A 20,639-nucleotide genomic window follows, 5' to 3' on the forward strand; every position below is an offset into this window, starting at 1 on the left:
GGTGAGCATAAATCGTATTTTATAGTGGCTTATCGGGTCTCTGTGGCAAAATCCTACTAAATTCCCGTAAAGGACGAATTGTCCTGACCACTTCGCGTGGGTTTATAGTTACGAATGTATTTGCAGCGGGGAGGCCGCAGGATGCCGCCGCATTCCATTTCGGAATAATCCGTCGGCTATGGCTTTGACCGGGTGATGGCGTCGATATGCATGACGGCCATAGATTCGACCTGTGTCGGGAATGGACTGTGTGTAGCTTAAATCGGATTGAACGAATTCTGCGACACATTTTAGAACATTGTGATTTTCGAGAACGCGGCGTCGGGCTTCTTGAATCTGGGGCAGGCGTTTGGAATATTCATCATTCGCAATCGCATTTCTGATGGTCGTTTCTGCCGCCTCAATATCAAAAATATCTATCGGTATGACCGACCCTTCGGGGAACCAAGCCGCATAGTCAGGGGCGCCGAAATAGAAGGGCAGGCAACCTGCGAGAAAACAATCCGCGAGTTTTTCCGTCCAATGCCCGGACTCGACGTGATTTTCGATGGCAATGTGATAGCTATAGTCATCCATGGCTTCCGATTTTTCATCAATCGGTTGGATGCCGCGTCCGAAGACGTCGAGTTCTGGCAGTCGTTCACGCAATTGCATAACAAATTCCAACCGCGCAGCGTGAACCGTATGCGCCATTTTTTTGGTTGAACAGACAGTCGATAGGTCTTTGCTCTTACGCGGTATTCCCGACTGCATCATTTCATCGATAGTTTTATAATGTCCAGGCCCGCCCATGGGTCGGCCATAGAACCAGCGAAGGGGCGGCGTTGCGACGATATGGTTTGGGTGGTTCGTTAAAAGGGGAGACTTACTCGTCAAGACATGCCCGAATTGTTTCATAAAATTTGGACCGTCTATGCGAATGGATGACGGTTCAGTTGTGATGAGAAGCGTGTTGTTCTGCGGGCATGCGAGGTCCTCAATCCGGTTGATCTTCTTCTCACCCGGCAGAGGCGGCAGCCCTTCATAGACAACAAGCCAGTCATAGTCCCGCGAGTCTAGGTCAAAGGTAAACGTGACCCCTTCAAATCCTACTTTCGGAATTAGGGACGTCCAGAGCGCTGGGTCCTGATCCGGCGTAGTTTTGGCGAGAAATTTGACGGTTACCAATGTTCCGAAATCCAAGGTGTTGGACGCACATGCTTATAGAGTTTCTTCCAGCCAGCTTTGACGGGCCATTCACCCCGCGCGGCTTCGTCCTGATCCGGTTTGCCCGTGAAGGCGACGATTTTGGTTTCGGGTGGCAGGCTTGGAGTTTTGAAGAAATTCAGCGGCCAGCGCGGCAGAAGTGTATGTTTGAAACTCGCGCACCAGAGGCGGGGCCAAAACACCATGTCTTCAATCTCGCGCGAGATATAGACTTGTTCAATCCGATAGGTCGATAAAATACGTTCACGTTCCGTCGTAAGTCTATCAAATATATAGCTATGTTTTCCAATGGGCCAGCGAAAACAGGAGGTATTGCCAATGCCCTGACCCATCTGCGTCCAGTTCTCGATCACGCAAAAGCGGCCTTTTTCGAAATCGAAAAGCGGATCAAGCGAACCCGTAATGACGAGGTCAAGATCAAGGAAGAGCGCGTCGCCTGACAGGCCCGCGATACTGTCTTTCCACAGGACCAATTTCCGCCAAGGGGTCATGACGAGGTCTTCGGGTAGGTTGATGTCCGGTATTTCCTTACAACGTATATTCTCGTTCATGCCCGTCGGGTCATCCGTCAGGCAGATGAGTTGCGTCTCTCGTTCCGTATTCCGCTGTATCGCAGAATAGAGGCGGTTGACGAAGTCCGCGCCGTAACGCGTCCCCCATTTCATACAGATGACGGTTTGCATCTTCGTGGGCCGGATTAGTCTTCCGGACGCATCTCATCCCGCAACCCGCGGAATTCTGCCCCTTCATACCAGTTCGGCCAATCGTCTGAATTAGCGAGATCATAGCCCATATCTAGCATGATTTCAGTGACTTGCGCGATACCGCTCAAGTCCCAGCTATTGTCAAACTCGTCTGCAGGTTTGTGGTATCGGTCTTTGGTATATTCCGCGTCAAATTCTTCGCCATAGGTCAGGCCGTTCGTGACGTGGTTATTACCGGCATCGGCATAAAGCATCGGCACACCGAGTTTTGCGAGGCTGATATGGTCGGAGCGATAGAAATATCCCGCTTCCGGCTTTTGATCGGGGACAATATACATGCCGCGCTTGTCGAGTTGCTTCTTGAGCAAGTCTTCTAATTCTGACGAACCAAAGCCGATAACTTTCATGTCCTTGGTTTGACCCACCGGCAGAATGGCGTCGATATTGATCCCGCCCACAGTCTGCGCGAGTGGGACTAGAGGTTTCTCACCGTAATAGGCGGAGCCTAACAAACCGGACTCTTCAGCCGTGACGGCCACGAAGATAACCGACCGTTCCGGCGCACCGCGCTCAATCATTGTTTCGGCCACTTCAATAATCGCGGCGGTGCCTGTTGCATTATCCACCGCGCCGTTGAAAATTCTGTCTTCGACCTCAGGATCCTCAATCATACCAAGATGGTCCCAATGCGCCATATAGAGGACGTATTCGTCAGGACGTGTTGTGCCTTTGATGGCGCCCGCGACATTCGGGGATTGAGTTGTTTTCACGGTTTGATTGATTGTTGCGTCGAGTTTGAGGTCGCCCATCGAAACGGGCTTGAAGCCCTTCTGCGCAGCCGCAGACATTTGCGCCCGCAAATCTAAACCAGCGGTTTCAAACAGGGATTCTGCTGTGTCATAATGCAACCAGCCTTCCAGTGCTGCGCGGGAGGCGCCACCATCCGTACGCACGAGGTCATATTGTTCACCCGTCCAAGAGCCTGACACTACATCCCAGCCATAGGAGGCAGGCTCTGTTTCGTGTATCACTAGAACCGCCGCCGCGCCCTGACGCGCCGCTTCCTCATATTTATAAGTCCAACGCCCGTAATAAGTCATGGCGTTACCTTTGAAGAGGTTTTCATCCTTCGTCGCGAAGCCGGGGTCATTGACGAGCATGACGACAGTTTTGCCCGTAACATCTAGACCCGCGTAATCATTCCAATCATATTCCGGCGCATTGACGCCATAACCAACGAAAACAAGCTCCGAGTCAGCTACGCTTACGCTTTCATCCAAACGCTTTGTCCAGAAAACCGCATTTGTTTTTTGGTCAGCCTCGACCAGTGTTTCATCGCCGGAGATGATGGACATGGATGAGCTTGGGGCAACCGTCATAGCGGTTAACTCCACAGTCTGAAAGTAAGTCCCGTTATCGCCCATCGGCTCTAAGCCGGCCTTTTTCATCTCATCCGCAATATATTGTGAAGCCGCTTGTCCACCGGGTGTAGAAGGCGCGCGGCCTTCAAATTCATCGCTGGCAAGTTGTTCGATGCGACGGCTGAGGTCAGCTGTCGAAACTGAGGCGTCAGGGTTTCCGGTCGGTGTTGCGGGGGTTCCACCACCGCAAGCCGCCAAGAGTGCTGTGGACCCGAGCATTAGGGCCAGACGGGTCGTTTGTTTGATCGAGGGCATGAATTTCTCCGCATCGTGTGTGATGTATTTCGTCACATTCATAATTGGATATTGCAATGGTGCAATCGCTACTGTTGAAGCCAACGTAAGAATTGCATCACGAAGGGTCATCTCATGCGACGTATTTTCATTTTGGCGGCTGCCTTGTCTCTGGCGGCCTGTGCGGCGGAAACTGAGGCGCCTGCCAACGTTCCTAATGTCATCGCAACCGAAACCGTCAAAACAACAAACTCGCCGAACCTGTCCGCTCTGGGATCTCGCGCAGATCAGGCGAAAAGATTGATAGCGTCGGGGCTTAATGGAACGCAGGGTTACGATATTACCGAAAGTCTGACGACGGAAGTCGGGGCACGTCTCGCAGGCACCGAGGCGGAAGCTCGCGCACGGGATTGGGCTGTTGCTAAATTCAAAGAGATCGGTTTGGAGAATGTGCGTATCGAGCCATTCACCATTCCGGGCTGGGAGCGCGGTTTTGAAACGGCGTCTATCGTATCGCCTTACCCGCAGGATTTGACGATCACATCCCTTGGCTATTCGGTTGCAACGCCGGCTGAAGGGATTGAGGCAGAAGTTGTTTATTTTCCTGAATTGGATGCGCTCCAGAAAACAGACCAGGATTTGACGGGTAAGCTCGTCTTTATTTCGGGCTTGATGGAGAAAGCGCCAGATGGGGCAGGTTATGGTCCGGCAGGGATGAAGCGCCGCATTGGTGCTTCGGAAGCCGCGAAGCACGGCGCAATTGGCGTTTTGATTCGGTCTGTTGGAACAAGCTCCCACAGATTCGCGCATACAGGCGGCATGCGTTATGCGCCGGATGCGCCTAAGATACCGATCGCGGCTATGTCCGGGCCGGACGCCGATCAGATGGAACGTATCTTTGAACGCGGCGAAACAGTGACGGTGAAAATGACCCTCACTCCGATTGACACGGGCAGCAAACCTTCAGGAAATGTCATCGGTGAAATCGTTGGAACAGAAAACCCAGAAGAAATTGTTCTTATCAGTGGGCATCTTGATAGCTGGGACCTTGGCACGGGCGCGATTGATGATGGAGCCGGGATTGGAATTTCTGCCGGAGCTGCAAAAGTCATCATCGACTCGGGCTTGAAGCCGAAACGTACGATTCGCGTTGTTGCCTATGGCGCAGAGGAGATTGGCCTCCTAGGTGGATTTGCTTACCGCGACCAACATAAGGACGACCTCATCAATCATGTCATGGCGACCGAATCAGATTTCGGGGCCGTCGCGCCATACGAAGTTCACTATAATTGGGATAATGGCCGGAACGAGATGCAAGCCCTCGCTGACATGCTCGACCTTCCTCTGAAACGCGTCGATACATCCGGTGGTCCGGATATTGGTCCAATTAAACGCGAAGGGGTCCCAACTATGCGCTTCCAACAGGATGGGACGGATTATTTCGACCTCCATCATACGCCGGACGATACGTTCGACAAGATTGATCCTGATGATATGGCCAAAAACACAGCCGCATTCGCCGCAATGGCCTGGGTCACCGCCAATTCAGATAATGACTATCGCGATAATAAGGAAAACTAGATGTCACTCCCTCCCATTCTTCAAGATTTACCTCTTCCCGTCATTGGGTCGCCCATGTTTATTGTCTCCGGACCGGAACTCGTGATCGCTCAGTGCAAGGCTGGTATCGTCGGAACATTTCCTGCATTAAACGCGCGTCCGTCCGGCACGTTGGAAAAGTGGATTGTTCGTATCAAACTGGAATTGGACGAATATCAGAAAGCCAACCCGGATATAAAAGTCGCTCCATTTGGGGTGAATCAAATTTGCCATCCGTCAAATAATCGTCTGCAGGAGGACATGGAGGTTTGTGTTAAACACGAGGTTCCAATTATCATAACATCATTGCAGGCCAATCAGATGGTCTATGATGCTACCCATTCTTATGGCGGCATTATTTTACATGATGTTACGAATATTCGTCATTCGAAAAAAGCGCTGTCTATGGGGGCAGATGGTTTGATTGCGGTCTGTTCAGGGGCGGGCGGTCATGCGGGGCGTCTCTCTCCCTTCGCGCTCATCCCGGAGATACGTCAATTCTTCGACGGGCCACTCCTTCTGTCCGGTTCCATTGCTACTGGTGGTGCAATTGCAGCCTCGCTCGCCATGGGCGCGGACATGGCTTATATCGGGACTCGGTTCATTGCGACGGCAGAGGCCAATGCTGACGAGGGATATAAAGATGAAATCGTCGAAAGCTCAGGTGAAGACATTGTTTATTCTTCTCTGTTTACTGGGGTTCACGGGAATTATCTCAGGGGTTCAATTGAGAAAGCCGGGCTTGATCCTGACAATCTTCCGGAAGCGGATAAGTCCTCAATGAATTTTGGGTCCGGCGGAAATACAGATGCTAAAGCCTGGAAAGACATTTGGGGTGCAGGGCAGGGTGTTGGCTCTGTTCATAACGCGCCACCTGTTGCAGACGTCATTTCCGAATTAAAAACGGAATATGATGCAGCCTGCAAAAAGTTAGCAGATCAAATCTAAATAAGTCGCCCTATAGGCGAGTCAAAAATATTTAATTATTGTCTCAGCAGCGTTGCATGCTGGGATATAATGGCCTAGACCGATTGCCGGATTCCGAGTCTTAAGACGAGCGGTCTGTTTGGGAGTGATTTATGTCAAAATGGTTTACTGCAGGAATAATAGTTGCGATTGTTGCGGCTATTCTCGCTTGGCTATTTGGAATTCAAAAAGTTCAGCAGCTTGAAAGAGACATTAAGTCCTCACTCTCCATTGCCGGATATGAAAATATTTCAGTTGAGATGGACGGATTTACTGCGCGGCTATCCGGAGAGCTTGAGACAAATGAAGCTAGTGATGCTGTAGCAACACTCGCGCAGACCACAACATGTACTGCTTGCTGGAATGATGGCTTGTGGCATAACATTGATAATCAAATTTCTGTGCCTGATCTGCCTCTACAAAATCCGTATACATTTAGCGGAGTTAAAAACGCATCTGGAAGTGTGACTTTATCTGGCTTTGTTCCATCGCAAACAGCCAAAGAAGACATTATCCTAAAGGCCAACCGCATCTTTAACACGAAGATTGTGGATCGGACGATACAAATTGCAAGAGGCGCACCAGATGGTGACTTTGTCAATGTCGTTGAGGCTTACATGGAAGAGCTCGCCTTGCTTGATAAAGGGCGATTTTCACAAGAAGGTTTTGATGGGTTGATCAGCGGGACGTCTACAGATCTCAATGTACGAAACAGAATTAATCAGATTGGAGCAAACCTTCCTGGTCAATACGCTAAGGGTTTTGCAGCAAATATTGACGTGCCCCAAACGGCGGCGGAAAATGTAGGTCAGGTAAGGTCGGAGGTCATCTGTCAAACGCTATTTAACGACCTTAAGGGCGATAACCGGATTTTATTTGAAACGGGACGCGCAAATATTAAGGGCGCTGCTAGCTTTGATTTGATGAATAAACTTGCTTCTGCCGTTAATCAGTGTTCGGCTTTTCGTGTAGAAATTGATGGGTACACAGATAATGTGGGCGATAGATCCTCAAATGAACGTCTTTCGCTTGCACGTGCGGAAGAAGTGAAGAATTACCTTGCTAATCAACAAGTCGAACCTAATCGCATGACGACGCGCGGTTTAGGTGAGTCAAACCCTCGAGCTTCCAATGAGACCGAGGAAGGACGTGCTTTAAATCGTCGTATTAATTTTACTGTGACACGCGCCCAATAGGAGTACTTTGCCATGTCCAATTTTTTCAACTTTCTGGTGGCCATGTGGCTACCCCTGCTTATTGCAGGTTTGATAGGTCTGTTCCTAGGCTGGCTATTTTTCAGAGGCCGTAAGGTCGAAGGTGACTTAAGTGTTGAAGGTGAAGGGGCTTTACGTTCTGAAGCTGATGCACTGCGTGCGCGCGTTCAGGAACTTGAAGGTCGTGTGTCTACACGAGATACAGAGATTTCTGATCTTAAAAGTAAGTTGACAGCGGGTGCTGTTGGCGCAGCAGCCGCAGGCGCTGCGGCGAGTGCGATTGCAGCAACAGGTGCTAAATCTGATGACGAAGGCGATGATACATATGCGTTGGAATGGCGGAACCGGTATCTTGCAGCGCGTGTTAAATACCTTGAGGGCCAAATCTCTGAAACTAGCGCGGCTGCACCGAAAGCAGTTGCAAAAAAAGCCGTTGCTAAGAAAACGACAACGAAAAAGGCATCTGCGAAGAAGTCTGCAACAAAAGCGGTAGCTGGTGCGGCGACGCTTGCAGCTGCCGGTGCGGCAACTAAGAGCGCTTCCGCTCCAAAGAAAAAAGCAGCCCCTAAGAAAGCCTCTAAGCCTAAGGTTCTCTACACAGACGGCCCTACTGATGGTGCACCTGATGATCTCAAGAAGATTAAGGGTATCGGCCCGAAATTTGAGAAAGATCTCAATGGCAAAGGTATTTACTATTTCCGTCAAATTGCATCTTGGAAGAAAAAAGATGTCAAAATGGTTGAAGGTATCATCGACTCGATTCCCGGGCGGATTGAGCGTGACGACTGGGTGAAACAAGCCGGTGGTCTTTCCAAGATTTCGACGGGTCGTAAGAAACCTGGACCTAAACCCGGTACAAAACGTGGAGCTTTGACAGCTGCTGGTAAACCGCGTCAGAAGCCCGGACCGAAAAAAGGCTCTACACGTGGTAGTTCAAAGAAAATGAGTGAAGCTGATGCGGCATTCGAGAAGTATTATACCAATGTGAAAAAATATGACCCGAAAGCCCGTAAGCCTGTTGTTCAAGGCATTGTGAAACATTGCGGCATTGCCCTTTCAACACGTGACGGTCGTCTTGTGGCCTGTTCTGATGAGTCCGAGTTGCAAACTGTGGCTGATGGTTTCGTCACCAAGAAATTGGGCAAGACAGAAGGCCAGATGGACCTCGTCAAAGACATCTGTCAGCAAATGAAGGGCGAACGCTTCAAGCAACGTGTAACCTTCTATTATCTCGCCGCCAAGAAGGCGCGCAAACTGGGTCAGTTCACTTAGAAACTTAATCCTTGATAAAGATCTTCAAAAAGCCCGTCATTTGGCGGGCTTTTTCTTTTGCATCCCCGGTTATGAAAGCCGGGCTATTTTCAATCTGTGAAACACGACAGAAAAAGCTCCGACAATCTTATTATTCACAGACCTGAAGTCTGGCGATGGCCTAATTTTTCTGAAGCGGAAATGGCCTGCCGCCATTGTGGAGAGTCATATGGCTGGCCGGTTTTTATGGACCGGCTACAGCTCGCTCGGTATGATGTCGGTAAGCCATTTCAGATATTATCTGCCCATCGCTGCGCTTTGCATAATGCGAGAGTTGGCGGTGCCCCCTTATCCCAACACCTGAAACTGGCCGTGGATATTCGGGCCTCCGGTCATAATCGACAAGACTTGCTCCAAGCTTGCCGCAAAGCGGGTTTCACGGGCTTCGGCTTTTACACAACATTTTTACACATTGACCTCGGACGCCCCCGCCAATGGTGGTCGTCCCAAATTGCGAGAGACTTATGGCTGACATAATTGGACTTGGATTAGACGCCGTTGCGGGCGGTATTTTTGGTATTTTTGGAACAGCGCTTGGCCGTATCGCAGGGTTTTTTGAGCGCAAACAGACGTTTGAGCAAGAGCAGGCGAGATGGGGCCATGAGATAAAACTGCATGAACTGAATATGCATGCACAGGCCGTTGAGACGGAAATGGAACTGGCGCTTGCGGCTCAGGCTGGCTCTTGGGCGGGGTTAAGCGCTTCCATCATTGCGGAGGCCTCAATTGGACCTGCGAGCCGGTGGGTGATTAACACGTTGCGACTGGTGCGACCAATCCTAACACTGCTTTTGTGGTTCATCACGGCCTGGATATTCCTGAAAGCCCAGACGCCCGCGATTGCGGAAGCGGCTGTGTTTGCGGCGACGGCCTCGACCCTCTGGTGGTTCGGGGATCGTGCGCCGAAACCGGACGTCCTATCCGTAAGAAAATGACCCGAGTTGGGCTTGGTCCATCACATTAATAAACGCCATGATCGTCAATGTTGTAATAATGATGGTCATGGTAATGAAATAGATGAACCCAATCGCATAACTGCTCCAGATCGTTTTAATGGGGCCCCGTTGGAACATACCACTCAGGCTCATCGGCAAATATAGCAGCATGTAGAGTGTGAGTAATCCCATCAACCAACTCGGCGGAATGGGGGTGTGCTGTCCTAAAACAAGGCCGATTAAGAGCAGGAAAAAGAAGACGGCGTGGATGTAAGCCGTATGTACGAGGTGATCATAGAGTAGGGCATTGCCCCTTCCGCGAATAAAGACAATGCCAATGAACATCGCGAATGGCATCATGAAAAACATCACGCGGGGCAGGTATGTCGAGAAATAATCATTAAAAATTTCGGGGCGAGACAATAAAAGCTTGAGTGCTGCAACACCCCTGCTGGAAGCTTCTTGCGGGCTCATTCGTTTCCCGTTGATAATGACATAGCTACCTTCACCCGTTTCAATAACGTCATTGGTTGTTGGTGGTTCAAAAGTAGAAGAGTTTTCAGTCTCGCCATCAGATTGATCGAATAGATCCTCAAAGAAATCCTCCGCCTCATCAAAGTCTTCCGTATTGATATTTACATTTCTTTTTGCGGGTGCATCATTCGGTCTCTCATAACCCTCTTCGACAAGTTTGAAGGATCCATTTACGTAATCAAACGCAAGTGGTTCTTCATAGTTCAGAAGAAAGTCAACAAGTTCAGAATTACTGTCTTCCCGCCTGTTTTCGAGTGATCGATTCGTCTCAAACATAAGAAGTTGAAAGTCAGCATTGAGTTGCGAAGGCTTCAATTCTGACAAAGCTTCGGGGGCGCCTTCTTCCCTCTCAACATCCATCGTCAGGCTGAGGATTTGTGTGCCGGTGATGGCAATATAACCGAACAGTAGAATAGACATGGCGAGATAGGCGCGCACGGGGGATGTCCATTTCGTCCGGCTACCGTTTGCATATTCGCGGGCGACTTTACCTGGGCGTGTCAGAAGCTTTGCCCATGTGCGCCAAATACGAGAGTCGAACGCAGTAATATTCCCGAGCATATCGATGATGAGGCTGAAGAGAGATCGTCTCATATCATCGTTTTTTTGCCCACAGGCATGACAGAAAACGCCCATATAGGGTGTGTCGCAGGAGAAACATTTGAGGCGTTGGTTTTTATCGGGGATATTATCGCGCGATAGGAGGTCCTCACCCGCCAAGAGTAAGGCGGCTTCGCCTTCACCGGTTCCTGTTTCTGTGTTTGTCACGCCAAGTCTCCCTGTAAAGAGTTTGACACAATATTGATTGAATGGCGACATTCAAATTTGGGACTTGAACCCCTGTGTGGGCACTTTACACAATGCGCATGTTTAAAAATCAAATCGTCGCCATAACGGGCGCTTCAGGGGGAATCGGCAGGGGCCTAGCCGAGATGTTCATTGCAGAGGGGGCAACGGTTGCGATTAGCGACCTGACGCTCCCTACTGAAACAGCGAAAGAGATAGGCGCAGCGCCCTATGTCTGTGATGTGGGGGATGAAAAATCCGTTATCGCATTTATTGACTCGGTTCAGACCGATCACGGTCCTATCGACATTTACATTTCCAATGCAGGTATCGGGTCGGGTAATGGCCGCTACGTTGGCGGGGCGAGCAATGAGAGCTGGCAAGCCAATTGGCAAGTCAATGTTATGGGCTCTATCTATGCGGCGCGTGCGCTTGTGCCGTCTTGGGTGGAGCGTGGGTCAGGACGTTTTGTCATTACAGCCTCTGCCGCGGGTCTGTTGAATCAGATTGGCAGCGCTTCTTATTCTTGTACAAAACATGCCGCTGTGAGCTTTGCGGAGAGCATCGCGATTGAACACGGCGATCAGGGTATCAAGTCTCATTGTATCTGTCCGCAATATGTCCGCTCCAACATGACCAAAGGCATGCCAATGGCGGAGGGGTCAAAGGACGGATTGCTGGAACCAAAAGATGTTGCGAATGCGTTGAAAGCTGCGATTGAAGCCGATGAGTTTTACGTCTTCCCACATAAGGTCGTGAAGGATTACTTCATTAATCGCGCCCTTCATCCCGATGCCTACCTGTCCGGGATGCGAAAATTAAAAGCCAAAGTCGGCGAAGCCTTCAAGAATAAAGGGTAATCTCATGACAAAACGTTTTGATCTTTCGGGCCGTGTAGCCCTTGTCGCCGGTGCCTCCCGTGGTATTGGCGAAGCTGTTGCACATGGTTTGGCGCAGCACGGCGCGACCGTTATCTGTTCCAGCCGGAAACAGGCGGATTGCGAGAAGGTGGCGGAAGCCATTCGCGCGGATGGTGGTGAGGCAATTAGTGCAGAACTTCATCTCGGCGAGCTATCCCATCATGGCCGCACGGTCGAGATGATCGAAGAGAAATACGGACGTCTTGATATTCTGATCATCAACGGTGCAACCAATCCTTATTTCGGTCCTGCGCATAAGGCGGATGAGGGGGCATATGACAAGACATTCGAGGTCAACGTGAAGGGACCGTATTTCCTGTCCTCCGCTGCCATCCCCCTCATGCTGAAAAACGGTAAAGGCGCTATTGTGAACGTGGCGTCCATTGACGGTATCCAGCCAGGTAAGGGCCGCGTGATTTACGGCATGACGAAAGCCGCGCTCATCAACATGACCAAAGGTCTGGCCAAGGAGTATGGCAATCACGGCATTCGCGTGAACGCGCTCTTACCTGGTTTCACGGATACAAAGCTTGCTTCTGCCCTCAAAGAGCAACCAGGCATGCAGAAATATATGGATGAGCAACTCGCCATTTCCCGCATGGCACAGCCAGAGGAAATGGTTGGCTCTGTGCTTTATATGGTCAGCGACGAAGCCAGCTACTTCACGGGGCAGGGCATGGTTGTCGATGCTGGAGCGATTATCTAGTGAGCGAAGCCAATCCTACAATTGAAGTGCGTGAGGGCGAAGCCCTCGACATGTCCAAGGTCGATCCGATTTTGAAAGCCGCTATTCCGGGACTCACGGGAGAGGCGAAAGTCACACAATATCCGTCTGGTGCATCGAATCTGACTTATGCCGTGGACTATCCGGACCGACCACTTGTTCTCCGCCGTCCGCCCTTTGGAACAAAGCCGAAATCCGGTCATGACATGTTTCGCGAATATCGCATTATGCGTGATCTCAAACCCGTCTTTCCGGCCGTCCCGCCTTGTCTTTACTACACCGATGATGAGAGCATCATCGGCAGTGAGTTCTATGTCATGGACCGCGTGGACGGTCACATCCTTCACAAGATCCCAAAAGACTGGAATTGGGGCGAGACGGAAACGCGTCAGCTCTGCGAGAATTTCTGGTCGCGTCTTTGCGATCTCCATACGCTGGATGTTGAGGCCGCAGGGCTGTCTGACTTTGGCCGTCCCGAAGGCTATGTTGAGCGACAAATCAAGGGATGGAATAAGCGGTTCAAGAAAGCTTGGACCGAAGATATCCCGAAATATGACGATATTCAGGACTGGCTGGAAGAAAAAATGCCGGCTGATTCCGGCCTCGTCTCAGTCCTGCATGGGGATTACCGCATAGATAATTGTATCCTCAATGCCGAAGACCCAACGCAGGTCAGCGCGATTATTGACTGGGAAATTTCTGCGCTGGGCGACCCGCTCATGGATCTCGGCAATACGCTGGCCTATTGGGTGCAGGCGGACGATCCGCCACATATGAAACTGACTGTGCGTCAGCCCAGTATGGATGCGGGTATGATGACCCGCAAAGAGGTTTTGGACTTTTACGCGAAACGCACAGGCTATGACGTGTCAGATATGGCCTATTACTACGTCTACGGGATATGGCGCTTGGCCGTGATTATCCAACAGCTTTACTTCCGCTATGTTGATGGGTCGACGAAAGACCCGCGCTTTAAAAGTTACGGCCAAATGGTCATGGCTCTCGCAGAAACGGCCAGAGAAAAAATAAGAACAGGAGAGATATAAGATGGCAAATATGGATTTAGGGCGCACCGAGCGCGTCGAGAAATTATGTGACCAAGTGCGCGAGATTGTCCGCAATGACGTCATGCCCCACGAAAATGAGTGGCATGCGGAAACGGAAAATGCGGAAGACCGCTGGACTCATACTGAGCGTCAGATGGAACTTCTGAACGGTTGGAAGAAGAAAGCCCGTTCGAAAGATCTCTGGAATTTCTGGCTCACGAAAACAGGCCTGACGGCCTCTGACAAGGGCTACGGCCTTTCCACGGTTGAATATGCTTATCTCGCCGAAGAAATGGGTTGGTCCCATCTCGCACCGGAAGTCTTCAACTGTTCTGCGCCGGATACTGGCAATATGGAGGTCTTCGAAAAATATGGCACGGACGAGCATAAAGAACGTTGGTTGAAACCAATGCTTGAAGGCGAAGTCCGGTCTGCCTATTTGATGACAGAACCTGATGTGGCGTCTTCAGATGCGACAAATCTTGATTTCAGCGCCGTGAAAGACGGTGACGAATGGGTCTTTAATGGCGAGAAATATTGGTCGTCAGGCGCAGGGGACAGCCGGACGAAAGTCTATATCCTCATGGCGCGGACCGCGCCGCGTGATGGCGAAAAGGGCCGTCATCAGCAACACTCCATGTTTGTTGTACCCGCTGACACGCCCGGCATCACCAAGCTTCGCGCCATGAAAGTCTTCGGACAGGATGATGCGCCGCATGGTCATCTTCACATGAAGTTCGAGAACGTACGTGTTCCTGCGGATGCGCTTCTGATTGGCGAGGGTCGGGGCTTCGAAGTCTCGCAAGGCCGTCTTGGACCGGGTCGTATCCATCATTGTATGCGCGCTGTTGGACAAGCCGAACGCGCCATGGAGCTGATGTGTCGCCGCGCTGTCTCCCGAACAGCCTTTGGTCGTCCGCTTGCAAAGTTGGGCGCGAATTATGACATCATCGCCGAATGTCGTATCGCGATAGAGCAGGCCAGACTGCTCTGCCTGAAAGCGGCTTGGATGATGGACCAGGGCGATCCGCGTGCCGCTGCGCCGCTCATCTCGCAAATCAAGGTTGCCGCGCCGAATATGGCGTTGAAAGTCATCGACGAAGCGATGCAGATGTATGGCGGTACGGGTATATCGCAGGATACACCACTGGCGGGCATGTATGCCCAAATGCGGACGCTCCGCTTCGCCGACGGACCCGACGCGGTCCACCGGATGCAGGTCGCGCGGAAAGAACTGCGCGCCTACACAAATCAGAAAGTCTAATTTAATTATATATGAGTGTCCCGGAACGATCCCGGGATACTCAATCATATTTTTGCTTGGACATTATTTGTCTGTCTTGAATAGGCTCCTTATCCCCAAGCAGTTATTTAACTAGGAGTCCCCTATGCCATCTTTTGATATCGTCTCTGAAGTTGACATGTCCGAAGTCGATAATGCGGTGCAAAATGTCACGCGTGAAATCTCCGTCCGTTATGATTTCAAAGGCTCAAACTCTTCTGTCGAAGTGAAAGACGGGGGGATGACGGTGCTCGCCGATGACGAGTTGAAGCTCAAACAGATGCAGGAAATTCTGCGCGGTAATCTTCACAAACGCGGAATTGAGCCGGGCCAATTGGATTACGGTAAAGAAGAAAAAGCCTCAGGTATGAGTGTCCGTCAACGCATCACCGTCAAAGAAGGTATTGATAAGGAAACCGCCAAGAAGATCGTTAAGGCCATCAAGGGTGAGAAAATCAAAGTCCAAGTCGCGATCCAGGGTGAGGAATTACGTGTCACTGGTAAAAAACGTGATGACCTTCAAGCCACCATGCAATTCGTGAAAGCGATGGGGCTGGAACAGCCGGTTCAGTTCAAAAACTTCCGCGATTGATCCGTTTAGACGGCGTGGGGGTAAGCTACCGCCCATCAAAGGCCAAGCGTCCATCCACCATTGTCATGACAGGTTTAGCAGTCAAAATATCTGGTCCGCTTGCCGTCATCATGTCGGTTGCGAAAACTGATATATCTGCTTTTTTTCCGACTTCCAGAGAGCCGATTTCGTCTTCTTGAAACGCGCCATAGGCTGGCCAGAGTGTGAACATTTTCAAGGCCTCTTCAGGTGTGACCTTCTGTTCCTCATTCCAGTCTTCATTGTTGAAACCCTTCAAATCTTTTCGCTGTGTTGCAGCATAAAACTCGATTCGCGGGTCTCCCACTTCGACGGGGGCGTCTGAGCCGCCCGCGATAATCGCACCGCTATCAATGAGGGCTCGCCACGCATAGGCACCCGCCAAACGATCTTTACCCAAACGATCCGGCGCAAAATGTAGATCTCCGATGGCATGGCTGGGCTGCATGGAAGGAATGACGCCAAGCGCCTTAAAGCGGGGAAGGTCTTCTAAATCGACGATTTGGGAGTGTTCAATCCGCCAGCGTGGGTCCTGCTCGGCCCATTGATTTTTGGGCACGCGGGCAAAGGCCTCCTCATACCAGTCGAGGACGCGTCGATTGGCACGATCGCCGATCGCGTGGGTGTTGATCTGTGTTCCGCTACGCAGGGCCGCGTCGAGGATTGATTTCGCTTGCGACTCCCGAAGTAACATCAGTCCTGTATTTTTCTCATCATCGGAATAGGGCGCGAGCAGGGCGGCACCGCGAGACCCTAGCGCACCATCTGAATAGAGTTTCACCGCCCGAGTGGTAACGAGCTTGTTCTGCACGTCCTTCATTTGGGTCACGCGCGTAAGGGTTTGTTCTGTACGTGTCGGGAACAGATCGACTGAATTATAGACCCTGATTTTTATATCACCGCTATTAGCGAGGGAGTTGATCATTGGAATATCGGCAGGATCAACGGACATGGAATGTATACCGGTCCAGCCGCGCGAGGCGTAGAGTTCTGCCCCTTTAATATAGGCTTCGCGTTTCCGGTCTTGTGTCAATTCAGGCATGAGTTTTTGAACAAGTGAGACGGCATTATCAATCAACATGCCTGTGGGTTGACCGTCAGCGTCCACATTAATAGCGCCGCCGAAGGGAGACTCAGTCGCACCCGTAATGCCAGCAGCCTGAAGGGCGCGTGTATTGACAACGCTGGCATGACCGTCTGCCCGTTCCAGAATGACGGGATTATTTGTGGCAACCGCGTCCAGGTCTTGACGCGTAGGGAAGCGACCTTCCGGCCAATGGGTTTCGATCCAGCCACGACCGTAAATCGTCTCATCGGGCGCGGCCTCTGTAACAGCCACACGCAATTTGTCCTGCAAGTCTGTAACGGAGCTTGTGTCTTCAAGATTTAGCGTCATCTCCCGAAGGCCGATACCGATCAAATGACCATGCGCATCGGTCAGCCCGGGATAGGCTGCCGCGCCGGCTAGATTGATCGTCTGACTGGATTTTCCGCCAAACTCAGCGCACCAATCACCAGCGTTTTCACCGACATAAGTGATCAGGCCTTTGCGAATGGCGACGGCTTCTGCGACAGGCATTTGATCATTGGCGGTGTGAATCGGACCACCCGATATACACCATGCGGCAGAAGCTTGATTGGATCCGCTTATAGTCTGAGTATTTTGACCGTCATTGCAGGCAACAAGTCCGATTGCGGCGCAAGTCAAAAGGGAAAATTTAGTGGCAGGTCGCATTGATTCCGTATCTCCAGTCAGAGTTATAGACTAACGTGACCGAGAGCGCTTGGCTAGGCTGCGATTTCAATACTCGACTGTTTCAATGCAAGACGGTCAAAGGCTGCAAGGAGTTCGGTCAGCTTAATGGGCTTCGCCAAAGCATCATTCATCCCAATATTCTTGCAAAGCCGTTTCTGCTGATATTGCGGGTCTGCTGTCAGAGCGATGATGGCAATATCTGAATAAGCGCTCGGATTGCTCCGAATTGCGAGTGTTGCCTCTATGCCGTCCATTATCGGCATATGGATGTCCATTAGAACAACATCAAACTCCGCGGCGTTGAGTTTCGCTATGGCTTCAATCCCGTTTTCTGCCACCTCGATGCTTGCGACCAATGTGTCCAAGAGTGAGCACACAACCATGTGGTTCGTCGCGTTATCATCGACAACCAAAACGCGCAGGTTTTCATAGCCGGATTTTGGCGGAACGGCACTATCCAACATATCCGATACAAGTGTCTGGGTAGACTCACGACGATCTTCCACGCGGCGTTCCTCTTGGATGGGAAGTGTCATCGCGACAACGGTTCCTTCGCCACTCGTAGATTTTGCACTCACATTACCGCCCATAAGTTCGATGATTTGCTTTGTGATATTCATGCCAAGTCCAGTGCCGCCGAACTTTCCGGATATGGATTTATCCGCTTGGGTGAAAGCTTCGAAAAGTCCATTTAACTGGGCCTCATTCATGCCGATACCATTGTCTTTCACGGCTAGGACGAGCTTCCTATTTGGGCCTTCCCCTATCGTTGTCAGAATAACATTCACCGTACCCCCAGGTGAGAATTTTAGCGCATTAGAGAGTAAATTATTGATACATTGCTCGTAGCGATGCGGATCAAAAATAATTGTATCCGGGACAGAGGGGTCAATACGGCAATTCAAATCTACTTCGGTCTTAATCGCTTGTTGTTCCCAAAGCGCGCAAGCCGCTTCGACTACTTCACGTGGGGAGGCACTAACTGGGTCTAGTTCCATTTTTGCTTCTGATAATTTTGTATGCTGGAGACTTTCATCCACAATTTTGACGATTTTTTCAGCGGATGTTTGAATTAATTCCAGTTTCGGCATGATTTTCGGGTCGCCATTATGATGGATAAGGGCGTCTGCAATTCCGACGACTGCATTCATGGGGGTTCGGATCTCGTGAGAGAGCCGCCCCAGAAAATTATTTTTAGCACTTAAGGCCTTTTCCGCGACTTCTTTTGATTGACGCAGCTCATCCTGAATCCGCAATTGTGATGTGACCTCGGTATAGAAGAATATCACCATGTTTACTCTACCGCTTTCGGATAATTGCGGTGTTGCCTGTGATCTGATCCAACGAACCTGTCCTTCTGGGTCAATGACACGAAAAGTGGAGGTCCAAGATTCTTTGCTCGCTAATCCTTTTGCCCAAGTGTCGCGGACTTTCTCAATGTCTTTGGGGTGAAGAATACTTTCAATACCTTTATCCATCAAGCGTCGCGTGAGTACATCCCCCAAGGCTCTGCGTCCGGCCTCACCATGTATCTCAAACTTCTCAGTCTCGAGATTGTAAATCATATAGCCAGAAACACTGCTATCCAGTGCGACTTTTAGGGCGTGACGCTTAATATGGTCACTCGTGATATCTTTACAGGTCAGCAGGTAAATTCCGTCCAAATCCAAATCTTGACGAAAGAGGAGGCGTCTACCTTTTGGGGTAATGAGGGATAATGTTTTGGGTTTAACCTCGCCTTCGGATGGCACTCTGTTTATCTCAGCCCGCACGAGATCACAAAAAATTTGCTTATCCCCAGGTCCGAAATCACCGCGAACGGCCAGTTCAGATACAACACCCAGCAGTGAGGTTCCCGTTAGATCAACGCCGTGGTCAAATTCCAACATATCGAGAATACGGTCTTCATAATAGATGATTTCCATATCGGAATTTATGATCATGGAGGCGAGGCCGCTCATGCGACTCAATCTGGCCAGCCATTCAAATTGCAATTTCTGCATGACGTCTAAGGAAATAAGTCCCGCTTCCGCTTTTTGCGTCGCTTCGACATGGGAGTTCATGGCATATTTCCGGTCATTTTAATGCTAAGTTGTTAGAGTATAGGCAGAAAAAGACGAAAAAGCCGTTAAGCTCAAAAGTGGTGCAAAAGATTGAAGATTGGACTGGTGCCGCGGGAGAGAATTGAACTCTCGACCTGATCATATCCAAATCTATGCTAGAGTTTTTTTGGTGTTGTCTTGAGTTTTTCTAAATAGGGTAAGGTATTGAAAATAAACAGCGGTTGTTATCTCTCATTAGACCGAGTGAGTTGCTGGTTTCTGTCATCGTGCTTACTGGAACTAGAGGCGGAGAAGTCATATTGTTGTTATGAAACTGACTAAACGAATAGTAAATAAGTAGAAATCGAAAGATAAAACATATTACGTGTTGGACTCAGACCTGGCTTGTTTTGAGTGGAAAATTTTACCATCTGGCAAGAAGACTTATCTGATTCAATACCGAATGGTAGGTCGTTCTAAGCGCACCCGTAGAATAACCATACGCCTACACGGTGGCCTAACCACCGAACAGGCAAGGGAAAATAATCAAACAGCTATTTCGGATATCGTAGTCAAAACGGGTTTTTAGTTGGGCTTTTAAAAAATGGACAGGTGAAAGCCCTGCAGCCTATAGAGAGACCAGATAGCTTACCGACTCTGATGGCATCAAAAAATGATTAGTTAAATGACCTAATTGGTCATATAGCCTTTCTTGATAACCCTCTAAAAGAGATTGTCTAACGTCAGCGCTCATGGCACGGATTTAGGTCACAGCTAAGAGAGACTTTTCGCTCATCTTCAATCTCATGGAGAGAAGAATGAGAAAGACTAGAGAAACTTCTGGCGATCGCATCGTCAAAGATATCAAACTTAAGATACGTAAGCAGTACTCTGCTGAAGAGAAGATCCGCATTGTGCTAGATGGCTTTCGGGGTGAAGAGAGCGTTGCAAAACTTTGCTGCCGAGAGGGCATATACTGCAAACAGTCGAAGGTTTTTTTGGGAGCCGGCAAGAAACGGCTAGCAGGGGATATCGCCCGCTAAGCCAATACGGCTGAAGCCAAAGGGCTACGGTCTGAAGCGCGTGAGCTAAAGGAGTACTTGGCTGAATTTACACTCGAGAACGGCCTGCTAAAAAAGCATGATCGGGGATGGGGGCAACGAAGAATGAGATATCCCGCCTCAGAGAAGCCAGGGATGATCCGTTTGGTGGAACGCTCATCGCGACCTGCCAAATGGACTCTGGATAAGTTAGGCGTGCCTCGCGTACGTTTTATCGCCGCTCCAAATAAGATGACCAATTTATCGATATCCCGCCCTAGATATACCCTTAAACCCGGGCCCAATGAA

The 20,639-nt window shown here is 50.2% G+C and carries 17 protein-coding genes and 1 pseudogene; 12 read left to right on the top strand and 6 right to left on the bottom strand.

From position 1 onward, the window contains the following. Window positions 1–108 precede the first annotated feature (108 nt). The 3 genes from ACP9M6_RS09370 to ACP9M6_RS09380 are packed head-to-tail and all read right to left on the bottom strand — an operon-like array spanning window position 109 to window position 3,586. The gene (locus ACP9M6_RS09370) at window positions 109–1,167 is read right to left on the bottom strand and encodes a glycosyltransferase family 10 domain-containing protein (protein ID WP_427450512.1); all 1,059 of its coding nucleotides are present in this window, start codon (window positions 1,165–1,167) and stop codon (window positions 109–111) included. Further along, the gene (locus ACP9M6_RS09375; protein WP_427450513.1) at window positions 1,161–1,889 is read right to left on the bottom strand and encodes a hypothetical protein; all 729 of its coding nucleotides are present in this window, start codon (window positions 1,887–1,889) and stop codon (window positions 1,161–1,163) included. Before ACP9M6_RS09375 ends, ACP9M6_RS09370 begins: the two co-directional genes overlap by 7 nt. Before the next feature lie 14 nt (window positions 1,890–1,903). Beyond that, a complete protein-coding gene (locus ACP9M6_RS09380) occupies window positions 1,904–3,586 on the bottom strand; it encodes a M28 family metallopeptidase (RefSeq protein ID WP_427450515.1) in 1,683 nt (560 codons plus the stop codon). A 114-nt stretch (window positions 3,587–3,700) separates the two neighbouring features. Between ACP9M6_RS09380 and ACP9M6_RS09385 the strand changes: the two genes are divergently transcribed. From ACP9M6_RS09385 to ACP9M6_RS09410, 6 genes are all read left to right on the top strand, one after another. Then, window positions 3,701–5,146, top strand: coding sequence for a M20/M25/M40 family metallo-hydrolase (locus tag ACP9M6_RS09385; protein WP_427450517.1), 1,446 nt, complete (start codon window positions 3,701–3,703; stop codon window positions 5,144–5,146). Further along, window positions 5,147–6,112 carry an NAD(P)H-dependent flavin oxidoreductase gene (locus tag ACP9M6_RS09390; protein ID WP_427450519.1) on the top strand — a complete coding sequence of 322 codons (966 nt, stop codon included), beginning with the start codon at window positions 5,147–5,149 and terminating at the stop codon, window positions 6,110–6,112. A 131-nt stretch (window positions 6,113–6,243) separates the two neighbouring features. After that, the gene (locus ACP9M6_RS09395; RefSeq protein WP_427450521.1) at window positions 6,244–7,326 is read left to right on the top strand and encodes an OmpA family protein; all 1,083 of its coding nucleotides are present in this window, start codon (window positions 6,244–6,246) and stop codon (window positions 7,324–7,326) included. Between the two features lie 12 nt (window positions 7,327–7,338). Beyond that, window positions 7,339–8,616: a DUF2853 family protein gene (locus ACP9M6_RS09400; RefSeq protein ID WP_427450523.1), complete on the top strand. Its 1,278-nt coding sequence runs from the start codon at window positions 7,339–7,341 to the stop codon at window positions 8,614–8,616. Between the two features lie 225 nt (window positions 8,617–8,841). Continuing rightward, complete coding sequence (locus ACP9M6_RS09405) at window positions 8,842–9,132, top strand: D-Ala-D-Ala carboxypeptidase family metallohydrolase (protein WP_427450525.1); 291 nt, start codon at window positions 8,842–8,844, stop codon at window positions 9,130–9,132. Beyond that, on the top strand, window positions 9,120–9,590 hold the full coding sequence (locus tag ACP9M6_RS09410) for a hypothetical protein (protein WP_427450527.1): 471 nt from the start codon (window positions 9,120–9,122) through the stop codon (window positions 9,588–9,590). The genes ACP9M6_RS09405 and ACP9M6_RS09410 overlap by 13 nt, the downstream gene beginning before the upstream one ends. Here ACP9M6_RS09410 and ACP9M6_RS09415 read toward each other — a convergent pair. Beyond that, window positions 9,573–10,892 (bottom strand): DUF3667 domain-containing protein, encoded by a 1,320-nt coding sequence (locus ACP9M6_RS09415; RefSeq protein WP_427450528.1) that lies wholly within the window; start codon window positions 10,890–10,892, stop codon window positions 9,573–9,575. The genes ACP9M6_RS09410 and ACP9M6_RS09415 overlap by 18 nt on opposite strands. 98 nt (window positions 10,893–10,990) lie before the next feature. On the opposite strand from ACP9M6_RS09415, the gene ACP9M6_RS09420 reads away from it, so the two are divergent. From ACP9M6_RS09420 to ACP9M6_RS09440, 5 genes are all read left to right on the top strand, one after another. After that, window positions 10,991–11,770 carry an SDR family NAD(P)-dependent oxidoreductase gene (locus ACP9M6_RS09420; RefSeq protein WP_427450530.1) on the top strand — a complete coding sequence of 260 codons (780 nt, stop codon included), beginning with the start codon at window positions 10,991–10,993 and terminating at the stop codon, window positions 11,768–11,770. A gap of 4 nt (window positions 11,771–11,774) precedes the next feature. Continuing rightward, window positions 11,775–12,536, top strand: a complete 762-nt coding sequence (locus tag ACP9M6_RS09425; protein WP_427450533.1) for a glucose 1-dehydrogenase — start codon at window positions 11,775–11,777, stop codon at window positions 12,534–12,536. 50 nt (window positions 12,537–12,586) lie between these two features. Further along, window positions 12,587–13,600 carry a phosphotransferase family protein gene (locus ACP9M6_RS09430; protein WP_427454776.1) on the top strand — a complete coding sequence of 338 codons (1,014 nt, stop codon included), beginning with the start codon at window positions 12,587–12,589 and terminating at the stop codon, window positions 13,598–13,600. 1 nt (window position 13,601) lies between these two features. Next, on the top strand, window positions 13,602–14,864 hold the full coding sequence (locus ACP9M6_RS09435; RefSeq protein WP_427450535.1) for an acyl-CoA dehydrogenase family protein: 1,263 nt from the start codon (window positions 13,602–13,604) through the stop codon (window positions 14,862–14,864). Between the two features lie 124 nt (window positions 14,865–14,988). After that, a complete protein-coding gene (locus ACP9M6_RS09440) occupies window positions 14,989–15,474 on the top strand; it encodes a YajQ family cyclic di-GMP-binding protein (RefSeq protein WP_427450537.1) in 486 nt (161 codons plus the stop codon). Between the two features lie 25 nt (window positions 15,475–15,499). Here the strand turns inward: ACP9M6_RS09440 and ACP9M6_RS09445 are convergent, their stop codons facing one another. Further along, window positions 15,500–17,071 (bottom strand): amidohydrolase, encoded by a 1,572-nt coding sequence (locus tag ACP9M6_RS09445; protein ID WP_427450539.1) that lies wholly within the window; start codon window positions 17,069–17,071, stop codon window positions 15,500–15,502. 209 nt (window positions 17,072–17,280) lie between these two features. Continuing rightward, complete coding sequence (locus ACP9M6_RS09450; protein ID WP_427450540.1) at window positions 17,281–19,311, bottom strand: ATP-binding protein; 2,031 nt, start codon at window positions 19,309–19,311, stop codon at window positions 17,281–17,283. A gap of 797 nt (window positions 19,312–20,108) precedes the next feature. Between ACP9M6_RS09450 and ACP9M6_RS09455 the strand changes: the two are divergent. Next, window positions 20,109–20,564: pseudogene (locus ACP9M6_RS09455) on the top strand (IS3 family transposase); the annotation flags it as partial. Window positions 20,565–20,639: the final 75 nt, after the last annotated feature.

Source organism: Litorimonas sp. WD9-15 (assembly GCF_050271975.1).
In the GTDB taxonomy this organism is placed as follows: Bacteria; Pseudomonadota; Alphaproteobacteria; order Caulobacterales; family Maricaulaceae; genus Litorimonas.